22 protein-coding genes, 1 riboswitch and 1 other annotated feature are annotated in these 25,969 nt (G+C 47.1%); of the genes, 5 read left to right on the top strand and 17 right to left on the bottom strand.

The annotated features are described in order from the left end of the window. Positions 1 to 191: 191 nt before the first annotated feature. The 6 genes from F8N00_RS04480 to pepV are packed head-to-tail and all read right to left on the bottom strand — an operon-like array spanning position 192 to position 7,229. On the bottom strand, positions 192 to 992 hold the full coding sequence (locus F8N00_RS04480) for a phosphotransferase family protein (protein ID WP_023469090.1): 801 nt from the start codon (positions 990 to 992) through the stop codon (positions 192 to 194). Between the two features lie 51 nt (positions 993 to 1,043). Further along, a complete protein-coding gene (gene pulA, locus F8N00_RS04475) occupies positions 1,044 to 3,185 on the bottom strand; it encodes a type I pullulanase (protein WP_174316776.1) in 2,142 nt (713 codons plus the stop codon). 34 nt (positions 3,186 to 3,219) lie between these two features. Then, a complete protein-coding gene (locus tag F8N00_RS04470; RefSeq protein WP_235515936.1) occupies positions 3,220 to 4,095 on the bottom strand; it encodes a hypothetical protein in 876 nt (291 codons plus the stop codon). 1 nt (position 4,096) lies between these two features. Next, entirely contained in the window at positions 4,097 to 4,615 is a 519-nt protein-coding gene (gene thpR / locus F8N00_RS04465; protein WP_035396473.1) for an RNA 2',3'-cyclic phosphodiesterase, read from the bottom strand. An 8-nt stretch (positions 4,616 to 4,623) separates the two neighbouring features. Continuing rightward, complete coding sequence (locus tag F8N00_RS04460; RefSeq protein WP_421017851.1) at positions 4,624 to 5,772, bottom strand: MFS transporter; 1,149 nt, start codon at positions 5,770 to 5,772, stop codon at positions 4,624 to 4,626. Positions 5,773 to 5,831: 59 nt separating this feature from the next. Beyond that, positions 5,832 to 7,229, bottom strand: a complete 1,398-nt coding sequence (gene pepV, locus F8N00_RS04455) for a dipeptidase PepV (RefSeq protein ID WP_023469094.1) — start codon at positions 7,227 to 7,229, stop codon at positions 5,832 to 5,834. Positions 7,230 to 7,550: 321 nt separating this feature from the next. Here pepV and F8N00_RS04450 point away from each other — a divergent pair, with 321 nt between their 5' ends. After that, positions 7,551 to 7,769: a DeoR family transcriptional regulator gene (locus F8N00_RS04450; RefSeq protein WP_023469095.1), complete on the top strand. Its 219-nt coding sequence runs from the start codon at positions 7,551 to 7,553 to the stop codon at positions 7,767 to 7,769. A 108-nt stretch (positions 7,770 to 7,877) separates the two neighbouring features. Continuing rightward, complete coding sequence (locus F8N00_RS04445; RefSeq protein WP_421017850.1) at positions 7,878 to 8,510, top strand: SDR family oxidoreductase; 633 nt, start codon at positions 7,878 to 7,880, stop codon at positions 8,508 to 8,510. Between the two features lie 60 nt (positions 8,511 to 8,570). On the opposite strand, the gene F8N00_RS04440 is transcribed toward F8N00_RS04445, so the two are convergent. Together F8N00_RS04440 and F8N00_RS04435 are read right to left on the bottom strand one after the other, a co-directional pair. Next, positions 8,571 to 9,290, bottom strand: coding sequence for a pseudouridine synthase (locus F8N00_RS04440; protein WP_023469097.1), 720 nt, complete (start codon positions 9,288 to 9,290; stop codon positions 8,571 to 8,573). Then, a complete protein-coding gene (locus tag F8N00_RS04435; protein ID WP_058264703.1) occupies positions 9,277 to 10,941 on the bottom strand; it encodes a putative polysaccharide biosynthesis protein in 1,665 nt (554 codons plus the stop codon). The genes F8N00_RS04440 and F8N00_RS04435 overlap by 14 nt, the downstream gene beginning before the upstream one ends. Positions 10,942 to 11,133: 192 nt before the next feature. Here F8N00_RS04435 and F8N00_RS04430 point away from each other — a divergent pair, with 192 nt between their 5' ends. Then, on the top strand, positions 11,134 to 12,405 hold the full coding sequence (locus F8N00_RS04430) for an NAD(P)/FAD-dependent oxidoreductase (RefSeq protein WP_058713884.1): 1,272 nt from the start codon (positions 11,134 to 11,136) through the stop codon (positions 12,403 to 12,405). A 61-nt stretch (positions 12,406 to 12,466) separates the two neighbouring features. Here F8N00_RS04430 and F8N00_RS04425 read toward each other — a convergent pair whose 3' ends face one another. The 5 genes from F8N00_RS04425 to F8N00_RS04405 form a co-directional block, all read right to left on the bottom strand. Beyond that, positions 12,467 to 13,444: a hypothetical protein gene (locus tag F8N00_RS04425; RefSeq protein WP_023469100.1), complete on the bottom strand. Its 978-nt coding sequence runs from the start codon at positions 13,442 to 13,444 to the stop codon at positions 12,467 to 12,469. A 131-nt stretch (positions 13,445 to 13,575) separates the two neighbouring features. Then, positions 13,576 to 15,981 (bottom strand): leucine--tRNA ligase, encoded by a 2,406-nt coding sequence (gene leuS, locus F8N00_RS04420; RefSeq protein ID WP_029342384.1) that lies wholly within the window; start codon positions 15,979 to 15,981, stop codon positions 13,576 to 13,578. Positions 15,982 to 16,028: 47 nt separating this feature from the next. After that, positions 16,029 to 16,251: a binding site (T-box leader), on the bottom strand. Between the two features lie 38 nt (positions 16,252 to 16,289). Further along, on the bottom strand, positions 16,290 to 16,934 hold the full coding sequence (locus F8N00_RS04415; protein WP_035396464.1) for an HAD family hydrolase: 645 nt from the start codon (positions 16,932 to 16,934) through the stop codon (positions 16,290 to 16,292). Between the two features lie 94 nt (positions 16,935 to 17,028). Continuing rightward, positions 17,029 to 18,063 (bottom strand): peptidoglycan bridge formation glycyltransferase FemA/FemB family protein, encoded by a 1,035-nt coding sequence (locus tag F8N00_RS04410; protein ID WP_058713883.1) that lies wholly within the window; start codon positions 18,061 to 18,063, stop codon positions 17,029 to 17,031. A 183-nt stretch (positions 18,064 to 18,246) separates the two neighbouring features. After that, complete coding sequence (locus F8N00_RS04405; RefSeq protein WP_058713882.1) at positions 18,247 to 19,425, bottom strand: MDR family MFS transporter; 1,179 nt, start codon at positions 19,423 to 19,425, stop codon at positions 18,247 to 18,249. Between the two features lie 153 nt (positions 19,426 to 19,578). On the opposite strand from F8N00_RS04405, the gene F8N00_RS04400 reads away from it, so the two are divergent. Then, complete coding sequence (locus tag F8N00_RS04400; RefSeq protein ID WP_421017852.1) at positions 19,579 to 20,178, top strand: class I SAM-dependent methyltransferase; 600 nt, start codon at positions 19,579 to 19,581, stop codon at positions 20,176 to 20,178. Positions 20,179 to 20,228: 50 nt separating this feature from the next. Here F8N00_RS04400 and F8N00_RS04395 read toward each other — a convergent pair whose 3' ends face one another. The 3 genes from F8N00_RS04395 to metK all read right to left on the bottom strand — a co-directional run bounded on the left by F8N00_RS04395 (position 20,229) and on the right by metK (position 22,846). Next, positions 20,229 to 20,933: a serine aminopeptidase domain-containing protein gene (locus F8N00_RS04395; RefSeq protein WP_075643132.1), complete on the bottom strand. Its 705-nt coding sequence runs from the start codon at positions 20,931 to 20,933 to the stop codon at positions 20,229 to 20,231. A gap of 78 nt (positions 20,934 to 21,011) precedes the next feature. Further along, positions 21,012 to 21,500 (bottom strand): GNAT family N-acetyltransferase, encoded by a 489-nt coding sequence (locus F8N00_RS04390; protein WP_023469107.1) that lies wholly within the window; start codon positions 21,498 to 21,500, stop codon positions 21,012 to 21,014. Positions 21,501 to 21,637: 137 nt separating this feature from the next. After that, complete coding sequence (gene metK, locus F8N00_RS04385; RefSeq protein WP_023469108.1) at positions 21,638 to 22,846, bottom strand: methionine adenosyltransferase; 1,209 nt, start codon at positions 22,844 to 22,846, stop codon at positions 21,638 to 21,640. A 128-nt stretch (positions 22,847 to 22,974) separates the two neighbouring features. Continuing rightward, a riboswitch (SAM riboswitch) is annotated at positions 22,975 to 23,101 on the bottom strand. A gap of 234 nt (positions 23,102 to 23,335) precedes the next feature. Here metK and pckA point away from each other — a divergent pair. After that, a complete protein-coding gene (pckA, locus tag F8N00_RS04380) occupies positions 23,336 to 24,904 on the top strand; it encodes a phosphoenolpyruvate carboxykinase (ATP) (RefSeq protein ID WP_023469109.1) in 1,569 nt (522 codons plus the stop codon). A 230-nt stretch (positions 24,905 to 25,134) separates the two neighbouring features. On the opposite strand, the gene F8N00_RS04375 is transcribed toward pckA, so the two are convergent. After that, positions 25,135 to 25,969, bottom strand: an 835-nt coding sequence (locus F8N00_RS04375) for an EAL and HDOD domain-containing protein (protein ID WP_421017849.1), incomplete at its 5' end; no start/stop codon positions are given.

The following is a 25,969-nucleotide window of genomic DNA, read 5'->3' as shown; positions in this document are numbered from 1 at the left end:
AGATGTGTATAAGAGACAGGTTAAGAACGTCACCGTCACATTCGAAGAAAAGCCGCAACTTGATTTACGTCTACCGACGACAGCGGCTTATCGATCGGCAGATCTCGAAAGTCATGATATTGAAAAAGAAATTAAAATCGCTGAAGGTTAAGCAAAAAAGCGTGTCGTTCCCTTTCGGAATGACACGCTTTTTAGTCGTTTGAGTATTCAAGTAGCTGTTCAAGAAAATGATAACTGTCGTCGACATCCGGATGACGCGTATCTTCATACCAGTAGAGTGACAATACTGCTTGCGCTACGACATACCAGTGCATCCGTTGTTTCAGATCACTCGTCAAAGGATGTCCATAATGTTCGAACCATTCTGGCCAAGCCGCTTCGTCGACATAACTATATAACATCATTCCAAGATCGTACGCACGGTCAGCAATAATCGCATCATCCCAATCGTTCAGATAGAGTTGACCGTCTGCTCCCGTCAACCAGTTATTGTGGTTCAAATCTGAATGACAAACGACCTGCTCATCCGTTCTTACCTGCTCCAGATTTTGTTCGAGGTAAACCATCGCATGTTCCACGAGCTCCGGATCCTCTAAATCATCCGGTTGAAAGTACAAACGACATTGTCGCAATAACTCATCAGGTTCGATCGGGCGCTGGTCAAGCTGTTGTAGCATGAACAGTAATTCCTTCGAATCATGGATTTTCCCAAGCAAACGTGCTACTTCAGGACGTTCCATCATTTCGGGCTCTAACTCGTCGCCTTCAATGAACTGTTGGGCGCTGATGACGTCCCCACTATAAATCCGTTTCGTCCATAATAACTTCGGAACGATTCCGTCTGCGGATAAAATCGCCAAAAACGGCGATGAATTTCGTTTTAAAAACAACTTCGATTGTCCGGTTGAAGCGATGTACGCTTCTCCTGTGATTCCACCTGCTGGCGTAAGGGTCCAGCCTTCACCAAGCGCATCTAAAATATCTAATTCCATTATAATCCGCTCAACTTTTTTAGTAGATTTGCCTAAGGCACAATGCTTATCTTAACACGTTGCGATCGTCGTTGACAACGGAAGGACCTGAATCCTGTCGACACCTTTCAGAAGCGGGTCGACCGAGGCCTCATCCCCTTGTACATGCACATTCCAGCGCGAATGATCAAGTGAGACTTCAACGATTTCGCGCGTCGTATTGTAAACGATGAGCGTGCGTTGCCATGCATCATACGAGTGGACCGCTCCAAGTTCATAAGCAATGACACCCGGACGTAAGTCGATGAAATGAAGCAACTCGCGAATCTGATTCGCTCGGTGCAACCGGAATCCGCCATGCATTCTACGAATCTGCAAAATCGTCCTGATGTATGTGACAAGGGACAGATGATCATCCCGCCGTTCCCAGTCCATTCGATTGATCTCGTCTGGTGCGTTATAGCTGTTTTCAACACCTTGTTTCGTGCGTAAGAATTCTTGACCTGCGTGAAGAAACGGAATCCCTTGCGCAAACAAGGCAATCGTCTGAGCTAGGCGACTCATCCGCAATAATTGCTGTTCATCTGCCTCTGGACAAGATAACTTTAATTTATCGTATAACGTATGATTGTCGTGCGCCTCGACGTAATTGATGGAATAGGTAGGTTCCGGAAAACGTCCGTACGTTTGATTGTCGATATGGACACTTCCCGCAATCCCGTTTCGGACCTCCCCTTCCTTCCAGCCATCTCCCGCAACGAAACCTCGGTCGAATTCACTGAACGTCGATCCTTTTAACGCGTCACGGAACACATCATTAAAATGGGCGATCCGCGGCATTTGCGCAGCGGAGGCACTCATCGCCTTTAATCGTTCCGGTAACGCTGTCGCGAGATCCCACCCTTCTCCATACACCAGAATCGTTGGATCAATCGCATCGAGCGCCGCACGAACATCATTCATCGTCTCAATATCATGAATCCCCATCAAATCAAATCGAAAGGCATCAATCCGGTAGACTCGAGCAAAGTACGTCAAACAGTCAACGATCAGACGGCGCATCATGAATCGCTCAGATGCGGTATCATTTCCGACACCTGTTCCGTTCGATAGTGTTCCGTCTACTTCGTAGCGGAAATAATAACCAGGGACAAGCTGTTCGAGAGAGGAGCGTTCTCGAATGAAGACGTGATTCATGACGACATCGAATGTGACACGAATGCCTGCTTCATGGAGTCGCTCTACCATTTCCGCGTATTCTCTGACGCGAACGAGTGGTTCAACCGAACTCGCATAACTCCCAGCTAGCCCGAACCAAAGCATTGGGTCGTATCCCCAGTTATATGGAGACCGCGTCCGTTCATCGGTCGTCTCAAAAAAGTGGACTGGTAGCAATTGCAGATGGGTGATCCCGAGATCCAGGAGATAATCAAGTCCCGTCGCATGACCTCGAGGAGAGCGCGTTCCTCGTTCCGTCATCCCTGTGTATTGACCCGGATAACTTGAACCAGCTGAGTGATCGATCGTGAAATCACGGATATTCGCTTCGTAGATGACAGCGTCTGACGGTTTGACGAACAGAGGACGCGCGACACGCTTCGGGAACCACTTGGTCATCGTCCGTTCGACGTCAACGATGACACCGTATCGACCATTCTCCGATATCGCACTAGCGTACGGATCAACGACCTCTTGTGTGCCAAGGTATGTCGTCACTTCATACCGATACCAGCACTCTGCGATATCTTGTTCCAGTTGAAGATGATAAGCACCTTGCTCGTGTCGCTCCATTTCGTACTTTCCGAGCAACCGTTCATCTTGATCGTACACGACACACATGATCCGTTCTGCGACCGGTGACCAAACAGCAAAGTGAAATGTACCCTTTTCTTCCCAGACACCGAGCTTCCCTTCGTAACGGTACTTGCGCTCGAACGCTTCCGTCCGGACTAACCGGTCAGGAACGACGCGAATCGACCTCCCTGCTCCGAACACCTCATATCGGCATTCGAGCTCGACCGGTTCCAGAACCGTCAATTCATAAATCACCAGTTGTTCCTCACGGTGTGTTTCGACTTGCTGGATCGCAAGTGATTGTCCATCACATTCAAGCGACCAGTGGATTGACGGATTGCCTTCGACCTCGACTCGGATGCTTTGGAACGATGAGAACTCCGCCCGGATCACTGGTATCGCTACTTCTTGGTTTGTCATCTCTTTCGCAACGACAATGCCGTCGCTCCCTCCCTTACTCTTGAATGCGTGACTGTTCCTCACTTTGGATCGCCATTTGAAACGGAATCGATACGGTTTCCTTTAGGATTTTTTCACACACACGCATTTGAGCAGCTTTTGTATGAGTCGCATTCCCATTCATACGATTCAACCATTTAGGAAAATCCACTTTATTGACATACGTCGTCGTCGTTTCTTTTGGAATCTTATCAAAATAACCACTTGGAGCTAAGATGACCCGTTCGATCGGTAAATCGTAATCTCGTCCAAGAATCGTATGCAAAATGTCTTCCGTTCGTTTTAAACTGATATTCGGGTTCAAAATCTGTTTCACAGATGCTTTGAACGGTTGTTCCCGCCACAACTTATCTCGTCGAATATGATAAATACTCTCTTCACCATCGAGCCATTCCATGATATAGATCGCGGACGGACCGACGACAAATGGACTCAACTCGACTTCTCCGACTTGATAGTGAATGACCGCCCGATAAAACATCGCATATTGTTCATTTAGTAGATGCAACATCTGATAAAAGTCTAAATGACGTTTTAATGGAATCCGCCAAATGTCCTCCTCCCCTGCTCCGCCAGCGACGTTCAAGAGTTTTTGTAACTCGAGACGTTTTTTGTACCATTTATCAAACGCTCTTCGAGATAATTGTTTACCCGGAAGTTGAATGACTTCACTTTTTTTCATCACTTGCCACCACTTCTTCGGACGGATAAGCGTCTCCCCTGGAAACAATTCTCCTGTCTCCCATTTGCGATAAACGTTCGTATAATCAAGTGCCTGGTGTTCAACAAATCGTTTCGTCATCTCTAGCGGATTTTTTTCAAATCGACTATCTAAGTCATATAGTTTCATCAAAATTGCGATGGGGATCACCTCATTCCTCTTCACCTAGATGAATCCGATAAACCGGCTCATATCGCGGTGAAACCTCTGGTCGTACTTCAAATAGAACGAGTTCACGAACAGTCCACTCTATTGATCGGATCGGACTCGTCTTCCATTCGGCTGCCTCAGCGCGCCACTTTTTCGCGATCGTGACATGCGGAACGAATGGTCTGGTCGAATTCGGATCAATCTGTTCCACTAATTGAAACAATTCTTCCGATTCCGTTCCAAATCCTACGACGCGTGGTCGTTCATCCCGACCGAACGTGATCAAACGATCGAATCGTAGCACGAACGGTTCCATCGTACGCGCGATCTGCTGTAACTGCTGTTTCCACGACTGCTGTTCTTTTTCCTCCAATGGACCGAAAAAACGAAGTGTTAGATGATACTCTTCTAACGTATAGACGTTACGAAAGTACTCAGGTAGCGATAACCGTTCAGCAAGATTTGCCAAATCTTTAGAAGGGATCGGCAAAGCAATGAAAAAGTGTCGTTCTTGTCTCATCGTCGCGCTCACTCCTTCATACGACCACTGATACCATACAGAATCGCGCCTAGGATACTACTACTTGTATATACCCAAAAGACGGTATAGATTGTACTCTCCTCGAGTACAAAACCACTCATCAGATTAAACAACGCTGTCGCGAGTCCCGTCGTCGTCGCCATATATGTACTGACGGCTGTTGCGACCATCGTCTCTGGAACGAGAGTTCGCACATAATCTAAGGCGACAGGGATCAACAGACCAACGATCATTCCTTGCATAGCAGATAATACCCACAGCATGACGATTGGAAGTTCTAAAGCAATCATCGCCGTCCGCGCAGCCGACAACAAGGAAACGAATACAAGAACCGGAATCGCTCCGAATCGTAATAACAGACGCGAGGCGATGCGCATGAACGGAATTTCGCACAGAACGGCGACGAAGAATAATGTTCCGACGAGTGCCGTCGTCTCGTCACGAATCGTGACGTAACTGCCAAAGTAATAATTGTTGGCGAAGATGGGTCCGAAGATCAAACTCCCCCCTGCTAGGAACAACAGGAAGCGTCGATTCGAAAAGAGCTGTTTTAACGGTACGGGTTGCTGATGTGAAACATGCACGCTGCCCGTCTCTTCAATACCGATCAGCACAAGGAAACCGAGAACCCATGCTGCACCGGTTGCATAAAAAATCAGATTTAGTCCGCCACCCTCAGTGATTTGCCCAAGAATGAAAACAGCTAAAGCGAACCCTGCTGAGCCGAAAAGACGTAAAGCGCCGTAATCCACTTTACGCTTTCGCGTGTACTCGATCGCTAATGTATCCACGAGCGGAATATGCGCGCACTGGAACAACGCCCAAACGCAAGAAATCAATAATAAAAGTAGATAAGCAGACGTCAGTAAGTAACTGAGTGTAAAAATACCGGCAGCAAGCATCGCGACGAGCAAGAGTCGTTTCGGTTTTCCGAGTCGGTCCGCCGCGATTCCCCAAACAGGTTGTAGGAAAATGGAGTGAATCGGTCCAATCGCAACGATTGTTCCAATCTCTGAAGCCGACAGTCCGAACGCGTCGTTTGAGAAATAAAGCGCGAGATACGGAATGAGTGCTCCTTGTCCAAAGAAAATAAAGAAATATAAGGCTTGGAAATGATAGGTTTGACGATTTTTCACACGGAACTTCCTTTCAAGAAGCAATCCCCCCATCTTTACGATGCGGGGATCATCAATCATTATTTTGCGAGCTCATAAATCGCTTCTGCATAGATTGCGACAGCAAGCAATAGTTCATCAAAATCAACATATTCATCGACTTGGTGAGCAACTTCAGGACCACCCGGGAAGACTGGACCAAAAGCAACTCCCGCCGTCAATGAACGCGCATATGTGCCGCCACCAATTGCTATCAGATCAGCTGATTGGTTCGTATGGCGCTCATAGACGGCACTTAGCGTCTTGATCAATTCATGGTTTGGATCAACATGGTGCGGTGTCATGTGCGTCCGCGTCTGCAATTCAAAACCATATCCTGCCGCGGCTTCCTTGATGATTTGCAAACGTTCCGTGAAGTCTGCTGTATACGGGTAACGGATATTGATTGATGCCGTTCCTTGCTCTTCGGCGTAACGGAATACACCGCCATTGATCGTTAAGTCACCTGTCTCGTCTGAAGCAGCGACACCCATCGCTACACCGCGAGAATCCCGGAACATATGCGTCACGAGTTGAATGTAACGACGACCGTTATAATCCAAGTGAAGCGTATTGAGGAAACGTGCCAAATGTAAAGCAGCATTTTTACCATTGTCCGGCTCCATCGCATGGGCTGCGACACCATTGACATCAAGTATGAGACCTTCCGTTTCTTGCTTGACTGTTCCCGTCAAACCTTGTTCTTCAAGATAAGCATGGAAATCCGTCTCAAGCGTTCCTACTTCGACGACACGAAGAAGCGCTTGGGCATGACCTGGAACCATGTTCGGACGTTCGCCACCTTCAAAACGAACGAGATGGTAGCCTGTATCAGATGCTTGCGCTGGTTTCCCTTGAATCAATAACCCATCATAGAGTCCTTTTTCCGCATTGATGATCGGGAAGTCGGCATCTGGTGCAAAACCAAGTGTGGGCATCTCTTCATGTTTGAAGTAATGATTGACACAACGCCATTCACTCTCCTCATCCCCTCCTGCAATCAGACGGATGCGCTTCGAGAGTGGTAAGCCAAGTTCTTTGACGATTTTCAAAGCGTAATAAGCTGCCATCGTCGGTCCTTTATCATCGATTGCTCCACGTGCATACAGTTTTCCATCTACAAGCGTCGGGTTGAATGGACCGTATGTCCAGTGATCGCCACCAGCTGGTACGACGTCTAAGTGACAAAGAATACCGAGTAACTCTTCCCCTTGACCATATTCCAAATGTCCTGCATACCCATCGACATTTTTTGTCGTGAACCCATCGCGTTCCCCTGTCGCGAGCATCCAATCGAGGGCACGTTTGACTTCATGACCAAACGGCGCGCCCTCTTCGATCGTGGATTCGTCGAGTACACTCGGAATCCGTAATAATTCTTTTAAATCTTCTAATAAGTCCTCGCGACGTGCGAGTACTTCCTCTTTCCAATTCACCATCTGATTTCGCTCCTTCATTACGGGTTTTGGATTCGTTTCCTATACACCTTCCTAGTATAGCGAATATTCGTTCAGATACGAACATCCAAATTCTGTTTTCTTTTTTATTTATTGAAATGACGAACATTAATATAAAATAAAACCTAAATTATCGACTTTACAAACCATTTGAATATATTTTTTATGAAAACGTTCGGTTAAATTACTTGCATTTTAATATCAAAACGTTATACTAAAGGCGAAACAACTGGATATTGCATTGTCTTTTGTCACCCGAAGCTTTAGAACACTATTCTATCCATTGGGGGAGTGGTTATACCAATGAAAGATTCTACAGACCGTATGTTGACCCGGATTAAATCGATCTATCTCTACATCCAAGAGAACGGAGCTACTACGACAGCAGAGTTGGTTGAAGAGTTTGGCATCACTTCAAGGACCGTCCAGCGGGATTTGAACGTGCTTGAATACAACAATCTCATTGTGAGCCCTCGACGCGGTACATGGACGTCGAGTAAGAAACAAAAGCAAGCGGGTTGATCCACTGTTTCACTATGTATATCTTTCGATGACGCGATTCTTCGCGTCTTTTTTTGTTATCTTTTTTAAAACGTAGGGTATAGCTATTGGGAGAAGGAGATGATGAGAATGAATATTTTAATCATTGGAGCAAACGGAACGACAGGACGCAAGATGGTCGAATTGATCGCTAAACAAGAAGATCACCAAGCGATCGCGGTCGTACGGGAAGAAAATCAAATCAACGATTTGATTGCACTCGGCGCATCTGAAGTCAGACTTGGGGATTTGACGAAGGATGTCAGTGGCGTCATCAGTAACGCGGACGTCGTCATCTTTGCAGCGGGTGCTGGTGGCGCATCGGACGAATTGACACGCGCCGTCGATCAGGAAGGTGCGATCAAAGTCATCGATGCAGCAAAAGCCAACGGGATCGATCGTTTCCTGATGCTCAGTTCAGTCGGTACGGAAGAACCGAAAGGCGAACTAAAAGTGTATCTTGAATCGAAAGCAGCAGCAGACGCTCACCTCAAAGAAAGTGGACTCAACTATACAATCGTCCGTCCTGGTCCGCTCAGCTACGATGACCCAACAGGTACTGTTGAAACGAAAGAGCATTTTGATTCATACGAAGATCGTAAGGTGTCTCGTGACGATGTGGCAGCGCTGTTCGTTCACTTGATTGATCATCCGACACAATCTCGTGTATTCGAAGTACTCAGCGGTCCTTATCCGATCGCAGAAGCACTACGTAATCAATAATTAAATCCCACAATAAAAGGCGATGGAATGTACATTCATTCCACCGCCTTTTTGCTTTGCTTATTCAGGTTGCCAATCAAATAACGACAATTCCTCTTGTGTCAGTTCACGGTAGTCCCCGAGTGCAAGTGCCGAATCAAGCTCTAAACGACCAATCGAGCGCCGTTTCAAGAACGTGACCTCTTTACCTAGGGCAAGCATCATCCGTTTGACTTGATGGAACTTCCCTTCCGTGATCGTCAATTCAAGCGTTGAATCTGTTTCTGTCGTCGATAAGATGACGAGTTTTCCTGGCTTTGCCTGATAACCGTCTTCTAAGGTGACGCCTGCCGCAATTGCCTCGACGTCTTCTTGCGTCAATACACCTGTCACTTCCGCGTAATACGTTTTTTCAACGTGTTTTTTCGGAGACATCAAGGCATGATTGAACGCTCCATCGTTTGTCAGTAACAACAAACCTTCTGTATCCTTATCAAGTCGTCCGACCGGAAACGGTTTGAAATACGTCACGTCTTCAAACAACAGATCGATGACGGTCTCATCTCGTTTATCCTCCGTCGCACTAATGACACCCGGTGGTTTATTCATCATCAAGTAGATGTATTTTTGATACGTGACCGGTTCGCCGTACATCAGAACCTGTTGTGACTCGACATCGACATGTTGTTTCGGATCACGAACGATCTCACCATCGACTTGAATTGCCCCTGCCTTGAGCAAAAGTTTTACTTCTTTTCGGGAGCCTGCCCCCATGTTGGATAACAATTTATCTAGACGCATGATTTCGTCCTCGTTTCAATGAAAATTTACGCCCTAATATGACCTCTGCTAAACCACTCCAAATCGAAAGTCCAGCGAAAATCACGATTCCAACTACCGCACCGATGATCAGGATCAACAGAGATGCCCATGTCGTCTCTGGTAAGAAGGACACCATTCCCCACTTCACGAGCGCGACAACCGCCCCCATCAACGCACTAATGATTAGAATTAACGATGTCCGGCGCAAGACGGTACTGAATGGAAACTTCACTGTTTGTGTGATTCGGAAGAACATCAATCCCGTCGCAACAAGGTAACCGATGATCGTTGCATAACCGGCACCTGTCCCGTCACCTGTTAAATGAATCAACGGTGCATTCAAGAGATACTTCGCAAGTAGTCCGGCAATCGTCGCAACAATCGTGAAGTATTGCCGGTTGATTCCTTGTAGGACTGCCGCTGTGACCGAATACAAGGCGAGGAACAACGCACTTGGCGCATAACTTAAGAGATAGACCCATGCTGCCTGATCTTTCGGGAAGAGCACATGGAACGTTTCTTCACTGAGGAGAATCATCCCGACGACTGCCGGAATCGTAATAAAGAAGACGAGTTGATAAATCTGCGAGATTTGAGCCCGTACTTTCCGCATATCTCCCTGTGTGAATGACGCTGTCAACAGTGGCGTCGCAGACAGCGATAATCCAGTCGCAACAGATACTGGAATCAGAACGATTTTATGACTATCCGCAATCAGATAGGCCGTTGCATTTCCAGCAGCTTCGAGTGTATAACCGATACTTTGTAATGCTGCATTCATCGTATTCTGGTCGATGACTTGATAAAGCGGCGTCGAAACGCCTACCATGACGATTGGAATCGCATAGGCTAACAACTCTTTGTACAAATCCGTTAACGGGCGATCCGGCGAACGGACGGTTTGAGTTGCACGGAGTTCTCGTAATCCACTCGCACGTTTACGGAAATAGTAAATCAGAACGACTATACTTCCGATTGCTCCAATAAATGCGCTGAATGTTGCAATCGTCGCTGCCCATGCTACCCCAGAATCAAAGAGATAGATGGCGATGCTGACTCCTGCGAGCAAGAAAATGATTCGGACGATTTGTTCTAAGATTTGTGAAATCGCGGTCGGTCCCATCGATTGATATCCTTGGAAGTATCCACGCGTCATACTCATCGGCGGAATCAAGAGTAAAGCAAAACTGACTCCTCGAATCGTCATCGTGACGGCATCGACGTATGCCGCTGAATCGACGTCCCCACCCGGAATCGCTCGGTGGGCTAAATACGGAGCGAGGAAGAATAAGGCGAGAAAAGAAACAACGCCGGTCAAGGACATGATTTTCAAACCCGATCGATACAATCGCTCACTCGTATCGTATTCCCCAAGCGCATTATACTTGGCGACGAATTTTGAGACGGCAACGGGAATTCCCGCTGTCGCGACACCAATCATGATCGTGTAATAGTTGTAGGCATACGTATAAAACATGATACCTGTAGCACCGACCATGAACTGGAATGGAAAGAGGTAGATCAAACCTAGTGCGCGGGAAATCAGTGACGCACCGGATAGGAGCATCGTCCCACGAACGAATCCCGCATTACCGGGAGAAGTGGACTGTTTATTGTTGACTGTGGACATGGTAACATCCCTCACGCTTTCTAATTTTTAAACTCGACACTCTAATCATGACTGTCTCATTATACAAGTTCTCTCGTACACAATTGCAAATCATTATACCGCTGTCTTTCTGGAATTGAAAGAGACGGTTTGTTTACAGTCGCAACTTCTGCTAAAGTGAAACAAGCAGAATTCTATGAATGAGGTGACCATATGTACGATGTAATCGTAATCGGGGGCGGACCGAGCGGCTTGATGGCAACGCTCGCCTCCTTACAAGCTGGAGCTCGAACACTCCTGCTCGATAAAGGGAATAAATTAGGAAGGAAGCTCGCAATCTCTGGCGGCGGACGCTGTAACGTCACGAATCGAAAACCACTCGACGAGCTCGTCCAGTCGATCCCGGGAAACGGACGTTTCTTATATAGCGCCTTCTCTCAATTCAACAATGAATCGATCATCGAACTCTTCGAAGGATTTGGCGTCGCACTTAAAGAAGAGGACAACGGTCGGATGTTCCCTGTCTCAGATAAGGCAGCGGATGTCGTTCGTGTATTGATCGATCAAATCCGCGCGCATGGTGCCGAGATTCAAACGGATGCGCAAGTCGCTACGCTCGATTTCCATCCGGATGGTTCTTTTGCAGCTGTCATATTAGAGAATGGCATGCGTCTTGAAGCGAAAAGTTGTATCGTCGCGGTCGGTGGTCAATCTGTTCCGCATACCGGTTCAACGGGTGACGGCTATCCGTGGGCTGAAAAAGCGGGTCACACGATCACGGAACTCTTCCCAACGGAAGTTCCGATTCTGTTAGGTGATACGTTCATTCACGAAAAAACATTACAAGGGCTGTCGCTGCGTGACGTCGCTCTAACGGTCCACGGTAAAAAAGATAAGGCGATCAAGACACATACAGGTGATCTACTGTTCACACACTTCGGTTTAAGTGGTCCGATTGCTTTACGGTGTAGCCAATATACGATCAAAGAACGCAAACGTTCGAAAGAAACGATCGTTCATCTATCGATTGATCTCTTCCCGGACGAATCCCTCGGTGCCTTAACGGAACGTTTCCAAGCAGCCATTGCCGCAAATCCGAAGAAAACAGTCCGCAATGCTCTTCGTGGTTTCGTACCAGAACGGTTGCTTGAACTCCTATTCGCTCGAATCGGCTTTGGCGATGAAGTCTGTACACAAGTGAAGAAACAAGACTGGACGGACTTCCTCCAACAATTGAAACGATTCCCACTCAGAGCAACGGGAACGCTCGATTTCGATAAAGCCTTCGTCACGGGTGGCGGCGTCTCGATCAAAGAGATTGATCCAAAAACAATGATGTCAAAAAAAGCCGAACGGTTATTCTTCGCTGGTGAAATTCTTGATATTCACGGCTATACGGGTGGATACAACATTACAGCCGCGTTCGTGACGGGTCATTGCGCCGGTAGCCACGCTGCAGAAATGGCACGTGACACTGTCTCTTAATATGAACAAGACCCGATTCGTCTGTGTTAATCAGAAGAATCGGGTCTTTTCTTTTTATGCATCAGTCAATCGGTGTGAACGATCGGCTCGAAAACTTATCTGTCTCGACTAAGGCAAACAATTCATTATCCTGTACGAAAATCCCTTTTGAACCATAGACCTTTGGACTTGCCGTCTCTCCCGTGATCGTCTGATCTTTCTGATCAATCGAATAGAGATAGAGTGCTTCTGAATCAAGTGTGTAGATGCGTCCTTGTCGTTCCGCAAGACCAATTGGTCGGAAGTCGGATTCGAATACTTTCTTCGCATCACTTCGCATCCCATTCGCCGGTTCAATTTTACTTCGTTCTACGATCGATAAATACGGCGGCTTTTGCTTTTTCTTTAAAGCCCGTTTTTTCTTTTCCGACGCATCTGGATCAATCTTAATTTTATCCTCTTTCATGGCGAAACGAGTCAATTCCACACGTCCGATTGCACGGATATGATTGATCGTATAGAATTCCTTTTTCTTCGCATCATATCCAAGCCCATGGAAACTGTCTCGAATCGTCGTCCCCTGTACTTTTTCACGTTTTTCTTCGCTCCAGACACCATCTTTTCGCGTGATTGTCACGAGAATCTGATTCGATGTCAATAAAGCGACGGTCTCTCCGTCAACGAGTGTCATGCCATCGAGGCCAGAAAGAAGTAATTTCCCTTCTTCTAATTGGAAGGAGGCATTGATCCTCTCACCTGTTCCACTAATTTCAAAGAAACGATAATCGTCTGTGACGACGAGGTACGACCCGATGGAATCATCATATAACATCTGCTGGACATTCTTAATTAATGGTTCTTCCGGATTCGGAATAGCTGAAGGCGTTTTCGTCGGCACCTGTTTGACAGCTGCCTGATGCTTCGATTGCGTCTCGATTTTCGCGAACGTTTCCTGAATACGCGACATCGTCTCTGGTTTTGAGAAGACGAGCAGTACACAAAGAATCAAACCCGAAACGACGGCAAAAATCGTTGTATAGACTATATAAGATCGTTTCATTGATGGTAATCGCCTTTCTTTCTCGGTTTCTGATTCAGTGTAGCAGAAGGACGTTCAAAAAAAAAGCGGACTTGCGACGGAAATGAAGAAACCCCCTCCATTCGCGTCAAACGAATGAAAGGGGCTATGGCTTAATTTGCTACGATGTTGATTAATTTTTTCGGTACGACGATGACTTTTCGAACCGTCTTGTCGCCGATCCATTCTTGTGTCTTTTCGTCGGCAAAGGCAAGTGCCTCGATTTCTTCTTTTGTCGCGTCGATGTTGATTTCGATTTTCGAGCGAACTTTTCCGTTCACTTGAATGACGAATTCCATCGTATCGCTGACGAGTTTCGATTCATCGAATGTTGGCCATGCCGCATACGTCAATGTCTCTTCAAATCCAAGTTGTTCCCAGAGTTCCTCACCAAGGTGCGGTGCAACTGGTGTTAACAATTGGATGAACCCACGAAGGAAGTGACGCGGAAGCACCGGCTGTTTGTTTGCTTCGTTGACGAAGACCATGAGTTGCGAAATTCCGGTGTTGAACTGGATGTTCGCGAAGTCTTCCGTAACCTTCTTGACCGTCTGGTGGTATGTCCGTTCGAAGTCAGCATCGACTTCTGTGACATCTTGAATGTCTGCTGTCCGTTCGAACAAGCGCCAGACACGATCGAGGAAACGACGCGCACCGTCAAGTCCGTTCTCAGACCAGGCAACTGATGCATCGAGTGGACCCATGAACATTTCATACAAGCGTAACGTATCCGCACCATGCGATTTAACGATTTCATCCGGATTGATGACGTTACCGCGTGATTTCGACATTTTCTCGTTGTTCTCTCCAAGAATCATCCCTTGGTTGTATAACTTCTGGAATGGTTCTTTTGTTGGCACGACGCCTGCATCATACAAGACTTTATGCCAGAAGCGTGCATACAATAAGTGGAGAACGGCGTGTTCCGCACCACCGATGTAAATATCGACTGGAAGCCAGTATTTTAATTTTTCTGGATCCGCGATCGCCTCTTCATTGTGCGGATCGATGAAACGAAGATAATACCAGCAGCTTCCGCCCCATTGTGGCATCGTATTCGTCTCGCGACGCCCTTTCATTCCTGTTTCAGGATCCGTATAATCCAACCAGTCTTCCGCAAGCGCAAGTGGTGATTCGCCTGTACCAGACGGCTTGATCTCCGGAATGATTGGAAGTTCGAGCGGTAATTCCTCTTGGCTAAGCGTCTTCATCGAACCATCTTCCATATGAACGACTGGGATTGGCTCACCCCAATACCGTTGACGACTGAACAACCAGTCGCGGAGACGATACGTGATTTTCTTGCGTCCGACTTGATTCGTTTCGAGTTCAGCAATCATCGTCTCGATTGCTTCTTGTTTTCCAAGACCATCAAGCATATGCGAGTTGACGTGTTCGCCCTCTCCTGTATAGGCTGCTTCATCGACGTTTCCACCCGCGACGACCTCAACGATTGGCAAGTCGAATTGTTTCGCGAATTCATGGTCGCGCTCATCGTGTCCTGGAACTGCCATGATTGCACCCGTTCCATAAGAAGCAAGGACATAATCAGCGATCCAGATCGGAAGACGATCACCTGAGATTGGATTGACGGCGAAAGCACCCGTGAAGACGCCTGTTTTTTCCTTCGCTAAATCCGTCCGTTCGAGGTCTGACTTCGTTTGGACTTGCGAAATGTACGTATCGACGGCTTCCTTGTGATCCGCTGTCGTGATGTCAGCTACGAATGGATGCTCCGGCGCAAGCACGAGGTACGTCGCACCAAAGATTGTGTCCGGACGTGTCGTAAAGACCGTAACTTGTTTTTTATGTCCATCAATCGTGAAATCGATCTCAGCACCTTCTGATTTCCCGATCCAGTTCCGTTGCATCTCTTTAACAGAATCCGGCCAATCGAGGTCATCGAGATCTTCAAGAAGACGATCCGCATATTCCGTGATTTTCAAGACCCACTGACGCATCGGAACACGCACGACCGGATGATTTCCGCGTTCAGATAATCCGTCGATGACTTCTTCATTCGCAAGAACGGTTCCAAGTGCCGGGCACCAGTTGACCGCGACTTCGTCCACGAACGCAAGTCCTTTTTCATACAACTTCGTAAAGATCCACTGTGTCCATTTGTAGTACTTCGGATCCGTCGTGTTGATTTCACGATCCCAGTCATAGGAGAATCCAAGTTCTTTCAACTGACGCTTGAACGTCTCGATGTTTTTCGCTGTGAATTCACGTGGGTCATTCCCTGTATCGAGGGCGTATTGTTCTGCTGGTAACCCGAATGCATCCCAACCCATTGGGTGCAAGACGTTGTATCCTTGCATCCGTTTCATCCGTGCGAGGATGTCCGTTGCTGTGTAGCCTTCCGGGTGTCCAACGTGGAGTCCGGCACCTGACGGATACGGGAACATATCAAGGGCATAAAACCCTTCTTTTTCTGGATCTTCTGTCGTGACGAAGGCGTTGTCTTGATCCCAACGCGCCTGCCATTTTGGTTCAATTTCGCGATGATTGTACGGCATGTCTTTTCCTCCTCTAATCTAAAAAAAACCGGTCCTCCGCCCCTAGGAATAGGGACGAAAGACCGGTTTGGCTTCCGCGGTACCACCCACGTTGTCTGTCTATGACAGACCGCTTGATTCACAGATAACGGTGTGAAGGACCGGATTCGCTACTACGACTTCACGAATCGTGCTCCCTGACGAGTTCACGGTTGTTACCGACTGGTTCGCACCTTCCACCAGCTCTCTTGACGGCACCTTTCCCCTACTACTTCAGTTCCATGCATTTGACTATCTTTTCCTAGTGTAATCTGTTTCTTCCTCAAGCGTCAACGCTTCCGTAAAATTTCCTCGATTTCCGCATGCGATCGCGCAATATGATCTGCTTGTTCTAAGCGTTGCGCTGGCATCCGGTCATCAAGAAGCGCAATCACTTCCATACCTGCTGCTTTTGCGCCGATCATCCCGTTTGCAGCGTCTTCAATGACGAGACAATTCTCAGGTGCGTGCCCGATTCGTGATGCCGCAAGTCGAAAAATCGCAGGATCCGGCTTCGAACGCACGACTTCTTCCCCACTGACGTAATGCGTGATTGGAAGCTCGTAATGACGGATGACGCGTTCGATTTTTTGAAGCGAACTCGAAGAAGCGATCCCGATATCGTAACCAAGAGACGTCGCTTGTTCGATGACTTGTTTGACTCCCTCTTTTAAACCACACGCCTCTGGTTTTGCATGAATTTGAAACAAGCGATGTTCTTCCTCAAGTAAAGCACTCGCTGTTTCTGGGAGCTCGTGTTGCGCGACAAGTTCTTCCCACATCTCATCTCCTGTTTTCCCCATGAATGTCGCATACTGAACCGGATCGAGCGGAATCGATAACGTTTTGAACATCTGCTGGTGGACCTCAAAGTAGCGGATTTCACTATCTAAGATGACCCCATCCATATCAAAAATAAGACCTCGTTTTTTCAAGACACATCCCCCTCAATTGATCTATCATGATTTCAGCATATCAAAAAAACGACTACACGATGTAGTCGTTTCACCTTCTTCATTTAGTTACTGTTTAACTTGTCGCCATTTGGACACTGGTTTGTCGGTAAGCCGGAAAATAATCCGAATTAGCATCTGACCCGTATCGTATACACAACTGATCGTATATGGCTGGTTGAAGAATCGATTTTCCTTGATGATACTCAAATAAACGGTACCCGGTGTAACGGCATTTACTCTCAAAGAGACTATCCCGTTCTTGATATCCACCTCCGAGATGTTGTTCGACGAGACCGCGTGCTTTCGCCTGAAGAATCGCTTCGTACTCAAGTCGTTGATTTGGGAACATCTTCGCTTCGTCCCGCTTACAACCAATCAAATGACCGTGGGCATATTCTTTTCCGAGCAATACGAAGTATCCACCAACAGGTTTTCCGTCGATTTCCGCAATCAGTAACAATGGCTCACAGAGTGGATTCGCTTCAAATAATTGCTCAAAATAACTCGCCGTAAAATAGTAATGAGCCGAAGCATTCTTCCGGTCCATCGTTTCATGATACAACGCCAAAAAAACAGATAAATCGTCTCGTGTTCCTGTTCTAACGGTTAACGGTGAAGCGAGCGATTTACGAATCATACTTCTCGTTTTCTTATGGAACGTCTGCATGATTTCTTCTAGTGAGGGGCGCAAATCAATGCTCGTCGTATGACGGATGAAAGAAGCTTCCGTCCAGTTACGCATGAGTCGTTCATTGCCCGTCAACGGATTAAAGCGAATCATTTCCGAGACGACCGATTCTTGCTCCGCCCACCTTTCAAACGATAGACGTGCATGCTGCATTTCAGTTGCGGTTAAGCGACCGACGATTTCCGGTCCGCCGTAGCCATACGGCGTGATGAGATCTGAATAAGGCGTATCAAAAATCCGACGCTTTAAAAAGGGATAGAACAGTGTTCCCGCATGACCTTCATAACGGAATAACACCGCTTGCTCAGACGGTCTAGCGTTAAGCGTGACGTATTGGTGACTGTAGAAGATATCAAGAGGCTGTTGCTGTACGTGTGTCGTCCAAGTTGCGGCATCTGTGATGAATTGACACCTTTCCATTCGTGCACCTCCAGTCAAAAAGAAGCAACGTTCACATGAACTTTCTTTTCAAGTTCTTGATTAGAAAGTACCCGTTTCTTTGCCGAAATATTCCATATTAATAATGATTTGTTTTATAATTAGCGCATTAATGATGTAAAAAAAAGACAGCGAATCTAATGTCCGCTGTCTTACAGATGATGCTCATGATGTGATTTTAGGAATGGCACGAAGGAATACGACGCCTGCTAACAGAATCAATCCAATCAATGTCAAGAAGACCGCTGACATACCGGATAAATCGTAGATCAACCCTCCGACGGTCGGACTGATCATCCGTCCCGCTGAAGCGGCAATATTGACGTATCCCTGGAACTCTCCTTCTTTTCCGATTGGCGCGAGTCTCGCCGCCATAGCAGGAACCGCTGGCCAGATGAACATCTCACCAATCGTCAAAATGATCATCGCGACGAGGAACATCTTGAAGCCGCCTGCGAACGGAACGATCAGATAAGACAAGAGGAAGATTCCTGTACCGGTCATCAATTGTCGCTTCAAGTCATCTCCAAACCACCGGAGAATTGGTGTTAATAAAGGTTGTGCGAACACGATGAGTGCTCCGTTGATCGTCCAAAGAATCGAGTACTCGGAAATCGTGACACCGAGCGATTTCGTGTGTACGGCAAAGGTTCCTTGCCATTGCACATAAACGAACCAAAGTAAGGCATACCCGATCGAGACGAGCAACATCGTCCGTGCCGCACCGCGCGCAAGGGGTGTGCGTGTCGTTTCGATCTCGTCATGTGCCGCATGCATCCGCGCTGGTGCCTGAATCCAGGATAAACCGACTAACAAAATGATGGCAAAGGCGATGTAGAGGACGAGATTGGCGATGAAGATGTACTGAATCGAAAAGGCAGCGATTTGACCACTGACTGCTGTCCCGAGCGCTACACCGACGTTTTGTGCGACATAGATCGCATTAAAGGCACGGCGCCCGCCTTCCGGCCAGATGACACCCGTCATCGCGTAGATCGTCGGAAAAACCATCCCACCGACGAATCCAATCAATCCAAGCATCGCGACGTATCCGAGGTACGTCTGATGAAATAGCAACAAGCCAACGGAAGACAGGACAAGTCCGATGACACTGATGACAAGCGTCTTCTTGCCACCGAGACGGTCAAACGCTTTTCCACCTAAGTAGTTTCCGACGATTGCTAAGGCAGAGTTGACGAACAATGCCATCCCTGCTTTTGTCATCGACTCTCCTAAATATTCATGAATATATAATGTATTAAACGGCCATAAAAAAGAGGATCCCGTCGTATTGATGGCCATCGCAAGGACGAGGATCCAGACCGCTTTTGGTAATTTTGGCATACCTGTGGTCCTCCTATTTCATTCTCAACCTTGCCACTTTACGCAATCCGTCCCCTAACTGTCAAGCTACTTCGCTTTTCGTCAACGAATCAAAAAATGATATAATGCAGAAAGAATCTTGCACATACTGAACCATTACTAGAAAAACAGACTATAGGAACAGGAGTCTATGCCATGTCACTTGCCCGTGTATTACCTTATACGAAACAATTACTCGAGTCCGTTATCGAGCCCGGAGACTGCGTCGTCGATATGACTGCCGGAAATGGACATGATACACAGTTTTTAGCAGAACGTGTCGGTCCAGAAGGAAGGGTTCTTGCGTTCGACGTCCAGGCACAAGCCATTGAGGAGTCGACGCGACGTCTCGACGAAGCCGGAATGTTAGCACGCGTCGACCTTTACCATGAAAGCCACATCCATGTCGGTGCCCGTCTTTCGGACGAACAACGTCCTGTCCGCGCTGGTGTCTTCAATCTCGGATACCTGCCTGGAAGCGACAAATCAATCACGACGACCGGAGAAGAGACGCTTGAAGCACTCGATGCCCTCCTCCCGATCCTCGCTCCCGGCGGTCTTGTCGTCCTCGTCGTCTATCACGGTCACTTGGAAGGAAAACGAGAACGTGACGCTGTCCTCGATTACGTCACAGCCCTTGATCAGCAAGATTATGCCGTTCTCCAGTATCGCTTCTTGAACCAACAAAATCATCCCCCGTTCATCATCGCGATCGAGAAAAAAGTACGCGGATGATGGGCACAAAAAAGTGATGCCCCTTTTTTAGAGGCATCACTTTTGTTATTTCATTCTTCAACAAGCTTAAAGAACAACATTAATTTTTCTGCAAACCGTGTGTTCAACCGTTCGAAACTAAAATGCGGAAAACCGTGTAGACGTTGTAAGTAAATCTGATCGCCACCCATTTTCCGGCATACTTCAAGTGTCAGCTTGACGTCTGCGAACTGATCGTCCGGTGCATAAAAACAAGCCAAGTTCACACGCGGCAGTTTTTTTCGTTCTTCGTCATGTACGACGATCTCTTCTTCGATTTCCCGGTACTGTGCATAGGTCAGTTCACCGATGCGAACGGTATCTTCCGTACTTTGACCAAACGGCAACGTACCGAGTGGCGCATCGGGCCGGAAACGATCGAACGCACTTGCGAAGACTTGTTTGACGCCTCCGAGTTGTTTCGAAGGGTGCCAATCAAACAACGGTGAAATGAATGCAAGGCTTGCTACCGGTAATTCATATTCTTGCAACAGACGATTGACGACGAGTGCGCCCATGCTACAGGCGACGATATGAATCGGTAGCTTGCGTTTCCCGGCTTCACGTAATGCTTCTTTTAACAGTTGACCATGTTCTTCAAACGAGATACGACGTGGGGCGTCGACGAGCAATATTTCATACTCTCGTTCGAGTACCCGAATCAAAGCTTCACTCGGACGGGCACGCAGTTGTAACGGATAGACTAATACGATGATTCCTGTTGGTTGTTCAACCACAAACTCACCTCTTCACTTCATACTTCCTATTTACGATACCTTATTTCAAACGCACACAAAACCGTCCCAAGACGGATTTCACGAGGCGACATGGCGAAGGCGAATGACAGATTCTACTTGCCCAAAGACTTCTTCCGTCATCTCACTGAGTTCTTCAAAACCGAATGAGGTCAAGAACTGACGCGCTTTATAGTTACGTGCCTCCACATATACTTCGAGTGGGACGGCTCCTTGTCGTTCGAGTTCACGGATCAATCGTCGTCCGATTCCGTTTTGCTGATATTTCGGTAAGACGTACAGACGAATGATTTCCCACGTTCCCTCAACATCAACAGCATGAATGAAACCGACGATTTCCTCATCGATGATTCCGACATAAAAATACTCTCCCCGTGCTTCTTCTGCCGTCCGAATCGCACGAACAACCTCCTCTTGCGGATACGCTTCCTGCACGAAATGCGCTTTCGAGCGCTCGGAATAGATTTCTGCGTACGTATCCAACCAGGATGTGACGGCAATGTCATGAATACGTCCTGCATCGGCTGGAATAGCTTCGCGTATTTCCATAATCGGAACCCCCCTTTGTATTCATACGAATCGACTCATGTACTTTTACCCTCTTCTAGAAAAAACATTCGTTTCCTGCAAAGTTCCACGTAAACAAAAAAGTCCGAAAACCCGCGTAGGGTTCTCGGACTTTTTGATTATGCGAAACGTTTTGCCTGTTCTTCAAGAACTGCTGCTTTATCTGTTTGCTCCCATGGAAGCTCAACATCTGTACGACCGAAGTGACCGTATGCAGCTGTTTGACGATAGATCGGACGACGGAGATCAAGCATGTTGATGATTCCAGCCGGACGAAGATCGAAGTTTTCAGCAACCAATTCGACGAGTTGTGCTTCAGGAAGTTTTCCTGTACCGAATGTATCAACCGCGATTGATACCGGGTGCGCGACACCGATTGCGTACGCGAGTTGAACTTCTGCTTTGTCTGCAAGACCTGCAGCAACGAGGTTCTTCGCGACGTAACGTGCTGCGTATGCAGCTGAACGGTCGACTTTTGTTGGATCTTTACCAGAAAATGCTCCACCGCCGTGGCGTGCGTATCCACCATACGTATCAACGATGATCTTACGACCCGTCAATCCAGCATCTCCTTGTGGTCCGCCGATGACGAAACGACCAGTTGGATTGATGAAGAATTTCGTTGCTGCGTCGATGTATTCAGCCGGGATGACCGGTGTGATGACGTGTTCTTTCAAGTCAGCTTGAATTTGCTCAAGCGTAACTTCTTCCGCGTGTTGTGTCGAGATGACGATCGTATCGACACGAACCGGCTCGTTGTTCTCGTTGTATTCGACCGTGACTTGTGTTTTTCCGTCCGGACGAAGGTAGTCGAGTTGACCGTTTTTACGCACTTCTGCCAAACGGCGTGCGAGACGGTGTGAAAGCGAGATTGGAAGTGGCATGAGTTCTGGTGTTTCTTTCGTTGCGTAACCGAACATGAGACCTTGGTCTCCTGCACCGATTGCATCGATTTCTGCATCAGACATGCTACCTTCACGTGCTTCAAGCGCTTGGTCTACACCAAGAGCGATGTCTGCTGATTGCTCATCGATTGATGTCAATACAGCACATGTGTCCGCGTCGAAACCGTATTTCGCGCGTGTATAACCGATCTCACGAATCGTTTCACGAACGACTTTTGGAATGTCGACGTAAGTGGATGTCGTGATCTCACCTGCAACGAGAACGAGACCCGTTGTAACAGAAGTTTCTGCCGCAACACGCGCGTTTGGATCCGCTGCGAGGATTGCATCAAGAATTGAATCCGAAATTTGGTCACAGATTTTATCTGGATGACCTTCAGTGACTGACTCCGACGTGAATAGTCGGCGATTAAGGTTTGTCATGTATGACCCTCCCAAAAAAGAATTTGACGGTGTACTCATTTCCCCTAGTTGAGTGGGACGGTAAAATGAAAAAAACCTTTCCAAGTCCAAAAAATGGTCAGGGAAAGGTTGTGCGTTCTTCCTTTACCCTCTTATCGTTCGAAGTGTTTACTTCGCTTCAGGAGAGCACCTTTTCCCTCATTAATATGTGAATTAATGTAGGACGGTTGCCGGGTTTCTTCGGGCCTTGTTCCCTCCACCTGCTCAGAATAAGAGTATCCGTTACGAATTACATGATATAAAGTTGTAACTACTCTGTCAAGCAAGGTTTCAAATTCTAGTCGAAACTTTTTGAAAGAGATGTTAAACTGTTAATGCTGAAAGCGTTTCCAGATAAATAGAAATCAGCACTAGAAAATGATTGCTCTCTCTTTAGTATGTCATATATAATAAATGTGTCATACTAAATACAGTGAGCCAAAACCAACGTAGGGGAAAGGTGGGGTCAGGATGCCGATGACGGTCCTGAATATCGAAGAACTACTCAAGAAAGAGCATGTGTTCAAACAACTATCTGTTGCTGAACTTGTCGAACATGCGATTCGAAACGAAGAAGGTGTCCTTGCTGAGAACGGCGCATTATCTGTAGAAACGGGGAAATTTACAGGTCGTTCACCAAAAGATAAGTTCATCGTCCGTGATTCTTCCTGCGAGTCTCACATTGATTGGGGTCATGTCAACCAACCAATGGATGGAGACAAATTTGAACAATTGTTGCAAAAGGTTCTTCGTTACATGAACGAAGCTGATCATCTCTACTACACAGAAGCTGCTGCTGGAGCAGATACGCACTTCACCCTTCCGGTCCGAGTGCTCACACAATATGCTTGGCATAACCTGTTTGCCAAACAACTCTTTTTACGCGAGTATCCTGAAGTGGCTGCCTTCGAACCGTTCACGGTCGTCTACGCGCCACATTTCAAAGCAGATCCTGCCGTTGACGGAACGAACTCCGAGACGTTCATCGCGATGTCGTTCGAACACCGAATCGTCTTGATCGGTGGAACGGAATACGCTGGAGAAATCAAAAAGTCGATCTTTTCCGTCATGAACTACCTCTTACCACAAGAAAACGTCCTTTCGATGCACTGCTCGGCAAACGTCGGACACGAAGGCGACGTCGCCTTGTTCTTCGGTCTATCTGGTACTGGTAAGACCACCCTTTCAGCCGATGATAGCCGTCAATTGATCGGTGACGATGAGCATGGTTGGTCGCACGATGGTGTCTTCAACATCGAAGGCGGATGTTACGCGAAGACGGTCAATCTATCGCGTGAAAAAGAACCGCAAATCTTTGACGCGATCCGTTTCGGAACCGTCCTTGAGAACGTCGTACTCGACGAAGCCCGTCATCCTGATTACGATGATACATCGTTGACGGAAAATACGCGTGCTGCTTATCCGATTACGGCAATCGATAACATCGCTGTTCCGTCACGCGCTGGTCATCCGAAGACGATTGTCTTCTTGACAGCTGATGCGTACGGCGTCTTGCCTCCGATCAGCAAATTGACGAAAGAACAAGCGATGTATCACTTCCTATCAGGATATACATCAAAACTCGCTGGAACAGAACGTGGGGTCACGGAACCAGAAGCGACCTTCTCGACGTGCTTCGGTTCACCATTCCTTCCACTGATGCCTGAAAAGTATGCGACGATGCTCGGCGAATTGATTGATCGTCATGGTGTTACCGTTTATCTCGTCAACACGGGCTGGACAGGCGGTGCTTACGGAACAGGTAGCCGCATGAAGCTATCTTATACACGGACGATGGTCAACGCTGCCGTTAACGGCACACTTGCAACGATTCCAACAGAAGAACACCCGATCTTTGGACTTCATATGCCGCTCGAAGTTCCTGGTGTTCCAAGTGAGTTACTCAACCCGGTACGCGTCTGGTCGAATCCGGACGAATACGACACACAAGCGCGTTCGCTTGCTGAGAAATTCCAGAACAATTTCCTTCGTTTCGAGAGTGCGACGGATGCGATCAAGTCAGCTGGTCCGCGCCTATAAAGTAGAGTTTTCTGACTTGCATCAAAAAGATAGACACCGAATTTACATCAAGTAACTAAAAAATCTGAGTCCGGTCTTCACGGACTCAGATTTTTTAGTTACTCCTTAATCCTTAGAAATTCTTCCTATTAGGCGATTCGAGACGAATAAAAACGTGTAATCCTACTCAGTTAAGAGAATGATTACACGTCGTCTTATGTCTAGAAAAAAGTCTTCAAACTCTTTTTTAGTTATATGATCGAGTCTGACTCTTCTTGAATATGTTTTTCTCGCTGCATGAGCCACTCTTGACTTTCCGTCAGTAATGCATAGGCTCGCGGAAGTGATACATTTAAACGCTGACTCAGCAGTTCAAACTGATCAAAATCACCTCGATCTGCACTAATCGCAAGCACTAAACAATCCCGAAACGGATGATCCTTTCCTTGTAGAACAATCTTCAGAGAATCTTCGAGTGGCAATTGATCGATGATATCGTCAATATCAACAGATAATAACGCATCGATGTGCGATAACAAGCCAATCATGTAAGCACTCTCCGGTTGTAGTGTTCGGGTTTCGGTAGCAAAGAGTTCACAGAGCTTCGCACAGTGTAAAGAGGACCGTAATAACTCATTTGACCACTCATAAGGACTAGCAAGCTTCATCTCACGTAAAACAATCAACGAAATCCAACTTTTGAGTTGCGAAAAGCCAAGCAGTGAAATCGCTTGACGAACGGAACTGACGGTATTGCGTAAACCCATTCCTGGAGAATTGATCAGCTGTAACACTTGAATACTAATATAGGGATTCGCTTCAATCTCATCAACGACCTCATCGTACTTTTCATCCGTATCGAGCCATTTCAACATTTTTAACAAAACCGGTAGTTGCGGTGGGACCGCCTTTCCTTTCATCAACATCGGTTTAGCATAAAAATATCCCTGAAACCAGTCATATCCCATGTCAAGACACCGTGTATGATCTTCGTGCGTTTCGACACGCTCAGCCAACATTCGGATATGAGGATAATTGCGACGGACAATATGGAGGCTGTCTCTTATACACATCTCCGAGCCCACG

Source organism: Exiguobacterium sp. A1_3_1, assembly GCF_048985645.1.
GTDB lineage: Bacteria > Bacillota > Bacilli > Exiguobacteriales > Exiguobacteriaceae > Exiguobacterium_A > Exiguobacterium_A indicum.
Note: the sequence above shows the minus strand (reverse complement) of the source record. Positions and strands in the feature narration are given on the sequence as shown.

Excerpts from the sequence above, each read along its gene's own strand:
- F8N00_RS04480 (WP_023469090.1), bottom strand. The coding sequence starts at position 992 with ATGGAATTAGATATTTTAGATGCGCTTGGTGAAGGCTGGACCCTTACG.
- pulA (WP_174316776.1), bottom strand. The coding sequence starts at position 3,185 with ATGACAAACCAAGAAGTAGCGATACCAGTGATCCGGGCGGAGTTCTCA.
- thpR (WP_035396473.1), bottom strand. The coding sequence starts at position 4,615 with ATGAGACAAGAACGACACTTTTTCATTGCTTTGCCGATCCCTTCTAAA.
- pepV (WP_023469094.1), bottom strand. The coding sequence starts at position 7,229 with ATGGTGAATTGGAAAGAGGAAGTACTCGCACGTCGCGAGGACTTATTA.
- F8N00_RS04450 (WP_023469095.1), top strand. The coding sequence starts at position 7,551 with ATGAAAGATTCTACAGACCGTATGTTGACCCGGATTAAATCGATCTAT.
- F8N00_RS04445 (WP_421017850.1), top strand. The coding sequence starts at position 7,878 with ATGAATATTTTAATCATTGGAGCAAACGGAACGACAGGACGCAAGATG.
- F8N00_RS04440 (WP_023469097.1), bottom strand. The coding sequence starts at position 9,290 with ATGCGTCTAGATAAATTGTTATCCAACATGGGGGCAGGCTCCCGAAAA.
- F8N00_RS04435 (WP_058264703.1), bottom strand. The coding sequence starts at position 10,941 with ATGTCCACAGTCAACAATAAACAGTCCACTTCTCCCGGTAATGCGGGA.
- F8N00_RS04430 (WP_058713884.1), top strand. The coding sequence starts at position 11,134 with ATGTACGATGTAATCGTAATCGGGGGCGGACCGAGCGGCTTGATGGCA.
- F8N00_RS04425 (WP_023469100.1), bottom strand. The coding sequence starts at position 13,444 with ATGAAACGATCTTATATAGTCTATACAACGATTTTTGCCGTCGTTTCG.
- leuS (WP_029342384.1), bottom strand. The coding sequence starts at position 15,981 with ATGCCGTACAATCATCGCGAAATTGAACCAAAATGGCAGGCGCGTTGG.
- F8N00_RS04410 (WP_058713883.1), bottom strand. The coding sequence starts at position 18,063 with ATGGAAAGGTGTCAATTCATCACAGATGCCGCAACTTGGACGACACAC.
- F8N00_RS04405 (WP_058713882.1), bottom strand. The coding sequence starts at position 19,425 with ATGCCAAAATTACCAAAAGCGGTCTGGATCCTCGTCCTTGCGATGGCC.
- F8N00_RS04390 (WP_023469107.1), bottom strand. The coding sequence starts at position 21,500 with ATGGAAATACGCGAAGCTATTCCAGCCGATGCAGGACGTATTCATGAC.
- metK (WP_023469108.1), bottom strand. The coding sequence starts at position 22,846 with ATGACAAACCTTAATCGCCGACTATTCACGTCGGAGTCAGTCACTGAA.
- pckA (WP_023469109.1), top strand. The coding sequence starts at position 23,336 with ATGCCGATGACGGTCCTGAATATCGAAGAACTACTCAAGAAAGAGCAT.